Below are 7,623 nucleotides of genomic sequence, written 5' to 3'. Positions count from 1 at the left end.
ATCGACAACGACGACGACGGAACGGCCGACGAGCCGGGCGCCGAGGCGTACTGCAATCTGCCGCGCGCCAACGCGGCCTGCGCGCTCGGGGAGTGCCGCGTCGCGACCTGCTGGCCGGGGTTCGCCGACTGCAACGGCCTGCCGAACGACGGCTGCGAGTCGCTGCTCTCCACCGATCCGCTCAACTGCGGCGCCTGCGGCGTCGTCTGCGGCGCGGGCAAGGGCTGCCTCTACGGCAGTTGCGTGGACGTCTGCCCGGGCGCGGCGACGCGCTGCGGCGGCGTCTGCCGCGACGTGACGTCCGACACGGCGAACTGCGGCGCGTGCGGCCGGACGTGCACCTCGGGCCAGGTCTGTTCGAACGGCGACTGCGCCGCGACCTGCCAGTCCGGCCTGAACAACTGCGCCGGCGCGTGCCGCAACCTGCAGAACGATCCGGCCAACTGCGGCGCCTGCGGCGCGACGTGCGCGGCGGGCCAGTACTGCGCCGGCGGAAGCTGCTACGCCGGCTGCCAGCCGGGGCTGACGAACTGCTCGGGAACTTGCCGCGACCTCCAGAACGACGGGGCCGACTGCGGCGCGTGCGGCCGCGCCTGCGCCGCGGGAGAGGTCTGCTCCGGCGGGGCCTGCGTCTTGTCCTGCGCGAGCGGCCTCACGAACTGCGGCGGCGTCTGCCGCGACCTCGCCGCCGACCGCACGCACTGCGGCTCCTGCACGACCTCGTGCGCGGCGGGAAACGTCTGCACCTCCTCGATGTGCACCGCGACCTGCAGCGCCGGACGGACGATCTGCAGCGGCGTCTGCCGCGATCTGACGACCGACGACCGCAACTGCGGCGCCTGCGGCAGGGTCTGCGGCGCCGGAACGGTCTGCAAGAACTCGATCTGCGTCGCGGGGTAGCGGCGCGAAGCGCGCCGGCGTCGCGCCGGCGTCCGCCTTCAAAGGCGACTGACGTGACAATTCGCTGATTTCGCCGCCGCGCTCTTGCCGCGGCGGGCCGCGGGCCTATCGGTTTCTTGGGGGTGCGTCCGCGCGCCCCTTGTCGCCAACGCTTTCCAGCGACAGTCCCCACAAGGAGCGCCCGCGATGCCGACGTCCGAGATCGTGAACGAACTGAAGAAACTGCTCGGCGAGGAACACGTCCTCACCACGCCCGAGGACAAGGCCTGCTACGCCTTCGACGCCACGGCCGACATGCCCTCGCATTTCCCGGACGCGGTCCTCTTCCCCGGCTCGACCGAGGAGATCCAGGGCGTGATGCGCCTCGCCTCGCGCACCAAGACGCCGGTCTACGTGCGCGGCTCGGGGACGAACCTCTCCGGCGGGACGATCCCGCTCGAAGGCGGGCTGGTGCTCTCGACGGCGCGGCTGAACAAGATCCTCGAGGTGGACGCGGAGAACCTCACCGCGACGGTCCAGCCCGGCGTCGTGATCCAGGCGCTCAACGACGCGGTCGCCCCCCACGGGCTGATCTACCCGCCCGATCCGGGGACGGTGACGACGGCGACGATGGGCGGCTCGACCGCCGAGTGCTCCGGCGGGCTGCGCGGCCTGAAGTACGGCGTGACCAAGCACTACATCATGGGGCTGGAGATCGTGCTGGCCGACGGCGAGAAGTTCCGCTGCGGCGGCAAGACGGTGAAGAACGTCTCGGCCTACGACCTCGTCAAGCTGTTCGTCGGGTCCGAGGGGACGCTCGGCGTGATCACCGAGATCACGGTGAAGCTGATCCCCGCGCCGCCGGCGCGGAAGGCGATGCTCGCCGTCTTCGCCGACATGGACGCCGCGGCGAAGACGATCACCGGGATCATCGCCGCGAAGGTCATCCCGGCGACGATGGAGATCCTCGACCGGATCACGATCGAGACCGTCGAGGAGTACGCGAAGGTCGGGCTGCCGACCGACGCGGAGGCGATCCTGCTGATCGAGGTGGACGGCCTCCCCGAGGTCGTGGAGCGCGAGGCCGAGGCGGTCGTCGCCGTCTGCCGCGGCTTCGGCGGCGACGTGCGCGTGGCCAAGGACGACGCCGAGCGGGACAAGGTCTGGGCGGCCCGCCGCGCGGCGCTGCCGGCCCTCGCCCAGAAGTCGCCGACCACCGTGCTCGAGGACGCGACGGTCCCCCGCTCCAAGATCCCCGAGATGCTCCGCGCGCTCAAGGAGATCGCGGCGAAGCACGGCCTGCTGATCGGCACCTTCGGCCACGCCGGCGACGGCAACCTCCACCCGACGATCCTCTGCGACGAGCGGAACGCGGAGGAGATGGAGCGGGTGCACAAGGCGGTGGACGAGATCTTCGAGGTCGCCGTGCGCCTCGGCGGCACGCTCTCCGGCGAGCACGGGATCGGCGTCGCCAAGCGCAAGTACCTCGAGTGGGAGTTCGGCAAGACCGGCGTCGAGGTGCTGCGCAAGATCAAGACCGCGCTCGACCCCGACTTCATCCTCAACCCCGACAAGATCGTGCCGCGGAGCCGCTGAGATGGACGGCCGCATGGAAGTCCTCGCGCGGGCGCGCGAGCAGATCCAGCAATGCATGAAGTGCGGCAACTGCCAGGCGGTCTGCCCGCTCTACCTCGAGACGCGCCACGAGGGCGCCGTCGCCCGCGGCAAGATCCGCATGGCCGTGGACGTGCTCGAGGGGCGGCTGCAGCCGACGGCGGAGCTGGAGGAGCGGTTCGGGCTCTGCCTGACCTGCAAGGCCTGCGAGAAGAACTGCCCCTGCGGCGTGAAGTGCGTCGAGATCGTCCTCGCCGCGCGCGCCGCCCTCGCGGCGACCGCCGGGCTGCCGGTCGCCAAGAAGATCGCCTTCGCCGGCCTGCGGGCGCGGCGCCTCTTCGACGGCGGGCTGCGGCTCGGCGCGAAGATGCAGGGGCTCGCGCTCAAGCGCGTGCCCGCGCCCGACGCGCGCCGGCCCTCCCGCGCGGCCCGCTTCCCGATCATCGGGCTCGACATGCGCCGCGTGATCCCCGAACTCGCCGCCGTCCCGCTGCGCGACCAGTACGAGGAATTCAACCCGGCCTACGGCCCGGCGGAGCGGACCGTCGCCTTCTTCACCGGCTGCGTGAACAACTACGTCTACACCGACGCCGGCCGGGCGATCGTCGAGGTGCTGCGGGCGAACGGCTGCAACGTCGTGCTCCCGATGGAGCAGCACTGCTGCGGCGCGCCGGTCTACACCTCCGGCGACCTGCCGCTCGCCGTGGAAATGGCCGAGCACAATCTCGCCGTCTTCGCCGAGGCCGACCGCAAGTACGGCCTCGACCGCGTCGTCTTCGCCTGCGGCACCTGCGTCGTCTCGTTCGCCGAGCAGTACCCGCACGGGCTGCCGCTCGGCGCGGAGGCGAAGGCGCGGGCCGAGGCGCTGGCCGCGAAGTCCACCGACGTCCACCCGCTGCTGATCGAGATCGGCGCGCTGGAGAAGCCGATGGGGCGGGTCGAGCGGAAGGTGACCTACCACGACTCCTGCCACCTCGCGCGTTCCGTCCACGTGACCGCCGAGCCGCGGCAAGTCCTCAAGGCGATCCCCGGCGTGGAGTTCGTCGAGATGAAGGACGCCGACCGCTGCTGCGGCGGCGCGGGCTCGTTCAGCCTCACCCACTACGAGCTGTCGCGCGCGGTCACGGCGAAGAAGGCGGCGAGCATCCGCGCGACGGGCGCCGACACCGCGACGACCGGCTGCCCCGGCTGCCGCATGACGATCGAAGACGGCCTCGCCCAGGCGAATATGGACCAGCCGACCCTCCACCCCGCGATGCTGCTCTACGAGGCCTACGTCAAGGCGGGCACGCTCAAGCCCTGACGCCCTCCGCCCGACGCGACGCGCCGCGCCTTCCCGCGAGAGGGGGCGCGGCGTTCGTTTGTCCGGAGGTGCGCGGGGGCCGCTTCGTCAGTTCCCCGAATTTCGCGGGGGAAAGTGGTGCGCAGTGCGCTCCCTCATCCGCGCCGGAGCGCGCGTCGCTCTTCACCGCTTTCGGGCCGCCGACCTCGTGCGGCGGGCGCCCCGGGGACGCCCTCCTCCCACCCGCATACCACCTCGCCGACGGGGTGGTCGGGACGGGAGCGTAACGTCGCTTCTGTAAATTGAAGTCTTCGAGCGCCGCGCGCCGCGCCAACGGATTCAGGCCATGATCCCGCCCCGCCCTCTCATCCGGCAGGTCCATAATGCGTCGTCGCCGGGGGGGAAATCGGACGTGAGAGTTCCTCGGGTCTTTTCGGTCCGACCGTGGCTTCGGCCGTGGGGCTTGCTGGGCGCGAACTACTTTTTGGTGACCGTGCTCGCGGTCGCGGGTATGTTCGCAGTCCGGAGCGTCGGCGGAGAGGCCGCGGACCGAAGCCACCTCGCGCTCGCCCCCGGTTCTCTGGTCGGGCTGATGCTGGTCGGCGCGGCGGGAGCGTTGTCCCTTGCGTTCCTCGTCTGCGCGACGGGCTACCGCAGGGAGGCCGGCGACGGCCGACTCGCCCCGCGCTGGAAGCTCTTCCTGCTCGGAGCGGCCCTCGGCGGGGCGGCGCAGGCGCTCGACTGGGGACAGTTCGCGGGCCTGAACCTGACGACCTTCGCCGCGCGCATCGGGCACGCCGCCCGTCCGTTCGGCGCGGCGGGCGCGATCGTTCTCTTCGGGCTCTTCTACGCGCTGGTTCCGCCTCTCGTCGAGGAGGTCTTCGTGCGGGGCCTGCTTTTCGACAGCTTCGCGCGCCACTATTCGACCGGCTGGGCGATCGCCCTCAGCGCGGTCTGCTTCTCCGCCCTGCACTGGGAATCGCGGAACGTCGAGCTCTGCGTCGTGTCGTTTCTGTTGGGCCTCTTGTTCGCCGCGATGCGGGCGAAAACCGGCAACCTGAGCTTCGGCTACGGCGCGCACATCGTCTTCAACGGCACGTACTGGGTCGTGTGGCTGCTGGGCGGGCACGGTCTGCCGTTCGAAGTCTCGGAACTCCTGCGCTGACGCGCGCCGTCCCACGGCGTCGCCGCGGCCGAGCAGGCGGCGGACGTCGCCGCGGGCCGCCGCGACGAACTGCGGCGGCCCCGGACGACGAGAAAGACGCGGCGCTTCTTCGCCCCCGCGTCAGGCGGAGATGTTGATGCCGCTGGTTCCGAGAACCGAGGAGGCGGCGTCCGTCTGGCCGCCCGCGCCGAAGAGCGACGAGAGAAGCGAGGAGACGCTCGAGCCGCTGTTCGACGAGGCGGTCTTGCCGAGCGCCGCCAGCAGCGCGGCGAGCGGATCGGCGGCGTCGGTGGAGGAGGTCGAATCGGAGGAGCCGAGCGAGGCGCTCAGGAGGCTGGCGAACGACTGGGTCTGCGAGCCGTCGCCCTGCGTCGCCTGCGCGCGGTGGTGGTGGTGTCCGTGGCCCGCGTGGGCCGCCTTCATGTCCTGCTGCACCTTCTCCAGCGCCGACTTCGCGTCGTCCAAGTTGCCGGCGTCGAGCGCCTTCCCCAAGGCGGACATGTCGGCGCCGATCGTGTCGGTGGACGAGGTCGCGCCGGTCGAACTGCCCGAGCCGCCCGCGACCGCCGAGACCGCCGTGCCGTCCTGACCGTCCGGCGGAGGCGGCGGAGGCGTCCCGCCCTGCTGCTGCAGCGCGGCGAAGGCCGTCTGCGCGCTCGCCAGGTCGCCCGAGTTGATCGCGGCGACGAGCGTCTGGAACGCCTTGTCGCGGTCGCTCGCGCCGGTCTCCGAGCCGTCGGCCTCCTGCGCCTGCAGCGCCTGCATGTCCTGCTGCAGCTTCGCCAGCGCGCTCTGGGCGTCGGTCAGGTCGCTCGACTGCAGCGCCTGTCCCAGCGCGGCGGCGTCGGCGCCGATCGCGTCGTCCTTGCCCTTTCCGCCGGACGGCGGGGGCGGCGGCGCCTCGACCTGCTGCAGCGCCGAGTAGGCTGTCTTCGCCGCGGAGAGGTTGCCCGAATTGAGCGCCTCGGCGAGGTCGGAGAAGTCCTGTTTCCGTTCCTTTCGCCGCGTCAGCCAGTCCGTCTGGGACGTGCCGTACGCGGACGAAACTCCCGAGATCTCCATGTCGTGGTCCTCCAGCACTGCGCCGGGCGGCGTCGTCGGGGCGTGACAGCGCGTCCCGCGAAGCCCGCGGCGGCGTCCGCGGCGCGGGACGAATCTGCCGCCGCCGGCGGCGCCGGCCGGCAACTTTTGCCGGGCCGGCGGCCCTTGGCGGCGCGTCGTCGCCGCGGCCGCGATCGTCGTTCGGGCCGCAACTCCGCCCCAGTCCGCGACTTGGACGACGTTCCGCAAACGGAGGATTCGGCCGGGCCGCGGGCTGCCGGACGCCTATGGCAGCAAGCGCCGTGCCCGCCCCGAGGGACGAACCGCGGGGCGATGAGCGACGCGACGCGGATCGCCGCGCCGCCGACTTCCGCGCCCGCCGGGCGGGAGAGCCGAAAAAGAGAAGCGCCGCGCCGGCCTCGCGGGAGGCCGACGCGGCGCCGGAGAGCGGCCGCGGCCGGAAGGCTCAGAAGTTCTCGCCGACCGGCTCGAAGTAGGCGCGCGGGTGATGGCAGACCGGGCACTCCGCGGGGGCCTTGGTCCCTTCGTGGATGTGGCCGCAGTTGCGGCAGCGCCAGTAGATCTTCCCCTCGCGCTCGAAGACGGTGCCGTTGACGACGTGGTCGAGCAGGCGCGCGAAGCGGGCCGCGTGCTCCTTCTCGACCTTGGCGACCATCTCGAAGACGTGGGCGATCTCGCCGAACCCTTCCTCGCGCGCGACGCGCGCGAACTCGGGGTAGAGCTGCTCCCACTCCTCGTTCTCGCCGCCGAGGGCGGCGCGGAGCTGCGCGGCCGTGTCGCCGGCGACGACCGGGTACGAGCCGGCGATCTCGACGGCCTGGCCGGCCAGCGGCGCGAGCTGCTTGAAGAACAGCTTGGCGTGCTCCTTCTCGTTCGCCGCCGTCTCCTCGAAGATCGCGGCGACGTGCTCCAGCCCTTCCTTGCGCGCGACGGAGGCGGCGAAGGTGTAGCGGTTCCGGGCCTGGCTCTCGCCGGCGAAGGCGAGCATCAGGTTGGCGGCGGTGCGGCTTCCCTTCAGTTCCATGACGATGTCCGTCCTTCTATGGTGGGGACGAGGATGTTAGCGCGGAACCGGCGGCGCCGGCAGGCGCTTGGCCACGACGAACGAGATGTCGTCTTCCTGCGGGGCGTAGGCGAGGATCGACTCGCGCAGGAAGGCGCAGATCTCGCGCGCCGAGAAGTCCTTGACCCGCGACAGCGCGGGGCCCAGTTCCTCGGCGACGAAGCGCCCGCCGCCGTGGTCGGTCAGGCCGTCCGTCGCCAGCAGCAGCACATCCCCTTCGCCGAGGAGCTGGATCTCGTTGACGACCGCGTGCTCGGACGACGGCGCCGCCAAGGGGCGCGGCGCGTTCGGCGCCGCCCCCGCCTCGCCGGGCAGCAGGCCGAGCGGCGTCTCCGACACGGTGCGGTCGGCGCCGAGCGGCATCAGCCGGTCGTACTTGCGCGAGAAGACGAGCGGCGGGACGTGCCCCGCCGAAACGAAGCGGAAGCGGCCGGCGTCGTCCAGCTCGCCGTAGACCATCGCCACGAGCTTCTTGATGTTGGTCGATTCGAAGAAGCGGGTCTTGAGGTGCTCGATCAGGCGGGTCGTGATCTGGCCGTGGTCCTCGAGCTCGTAGTA

7 protein-coding genes are annotated in these 7,623 nt (G+C 71.7%); 4 read left to right on the top strand and 3 right to left on the bottom strand.

Features of this window, described 5'->3' with window-relative positions; all coding sequences use genetic code 11:
- From LLG88_10030 to LLG88_10015, 4 genes are all read left to right on the top strand, one after another.
- The coding region (locus LLG88_10030) for a hypothetical protein (protein MCE5247242.1) at nt 1-900 on the top strand (900 nt) is incomplete at its 5' end.
- A 186-nt stretch (nt 901-1,086) separates the two neighbouring features.
- Nucleotides 1,087-2,475 carry an FAD-binding protein gene (locus tag LLG88_10025; protein ID MCE5247241.1) on the top strand — a complete coding sequence of 463 codons (1,389 nt, stop codon included), beginning with the start codon at nt 1,087-1,089 and terminating at the stop codon, nt 2,473-2,475.
- Between the two features lies 1 nt (nt 2,476).
- Nucleotides 2,477-3,796, top strand: a complete 1,320-nt coding sequence (locus LLG88_10020) for a (Fe-S)-binding protein (GenBank protein ID MCE5247240.1) — start codon at nt 2,477-2,479, stop codon at nt 3,794-3,796.
- Between the two features lie 466 nt (nt 3,797-4,262).
- Nucleotides 4,263-4,940: a CPBP family intramembrane metalloprotease gene (locus tag LLG88_10015; GenBank protein MCE5247239.1), complete on the top strand. Its 678-nt coding sequence runs from the start codon at nt 4,263-4,265 to the stop codon at nt 4,938-4,940.
- A 120-nt stretch (nt 4,941-5,060) separates the two neighbouring features.
- Here LLG88_10015 and LLG88_10010 read toward each other — a convergent pair whose 3' ends face one another.
- The 3 genes from LLG88_10010 to LLG88_10000 all read right to left on the bottom strand — a co-directional run.
- Complete coding sequence (locus LLG88_10010; protein MCE5247238.1) at nt 5,061-6,002, bottom strand: hypothetical protein; 942 nt, start codon at nt 6,000-6,002, stop codon at nt 5,061-5,063.
- A 445-nt stretch (nt 6,003-6,447) separates the two neighbouring features.
- Nucleotides 6,448-7,026, bottom strand: coding sequence for a rubrerythrin family protein (locus LLG88_10005; GenBank protein MCE5247237.1), 579 nt, complete (start codon nt 7,024-7,026; stop codon nt 6,448-6,450).
- 36 nt (nt 7,027-7,062) lie between these two features.
- Nucleotides 7,063-7,623: serine/threonine-protein phosphatase (locus LLG88_10000; GenBank protein MCE5247236.1), on the bottom strand; the 561-nt coding region annotated here is incomplete at its 5' end.

The organism is bacterium, assembly GCA_021372775.1.
Lineage (GTDB): Bacteria > Acidobacteriota > Polarisedimenticolia > J045 > J045 > JAJFTU01.
The sequence above is the reverse complement of the archived record's forward strand: the minus strand, read 5'-3'. Positions and strand labels throughout refer to the sequence as shown.

What these genes read in the sequence shown, in the direction of transcription:
- LLG88_10005 (MCE5247237.1), bottom strand. Translation starts at nt 7,026, where the DNA reads ATGGAACTGAAGGGAAGCCGCACCGCCGCCAACCTGATGCTCGCCTTC.
- LLG88_10025 (MCE5247241.1), top strand. Translation starts at nt 1,087, where the DNA reads ATGCCGACGTCCGAGATCGTGAACGAACTGAAGAAACTGCTCGGCGAG.
- LLG88_10020 (MCE5247240.1), top strand. Translation starts at nt 2,477, where the DNA reads ATGGACGGCCGCATGGAAGTCCTCGCGCGGGCGCGCGAGCAGATCCAG.
- LLG88_10010 (MCE5247238.1), bottom strand. Translation starts at nt 6,002, where the DNA reads ATGGAGATCTCGGGAGTTTCGTCCGCGTACGGCACGTCCCAGACGGAC.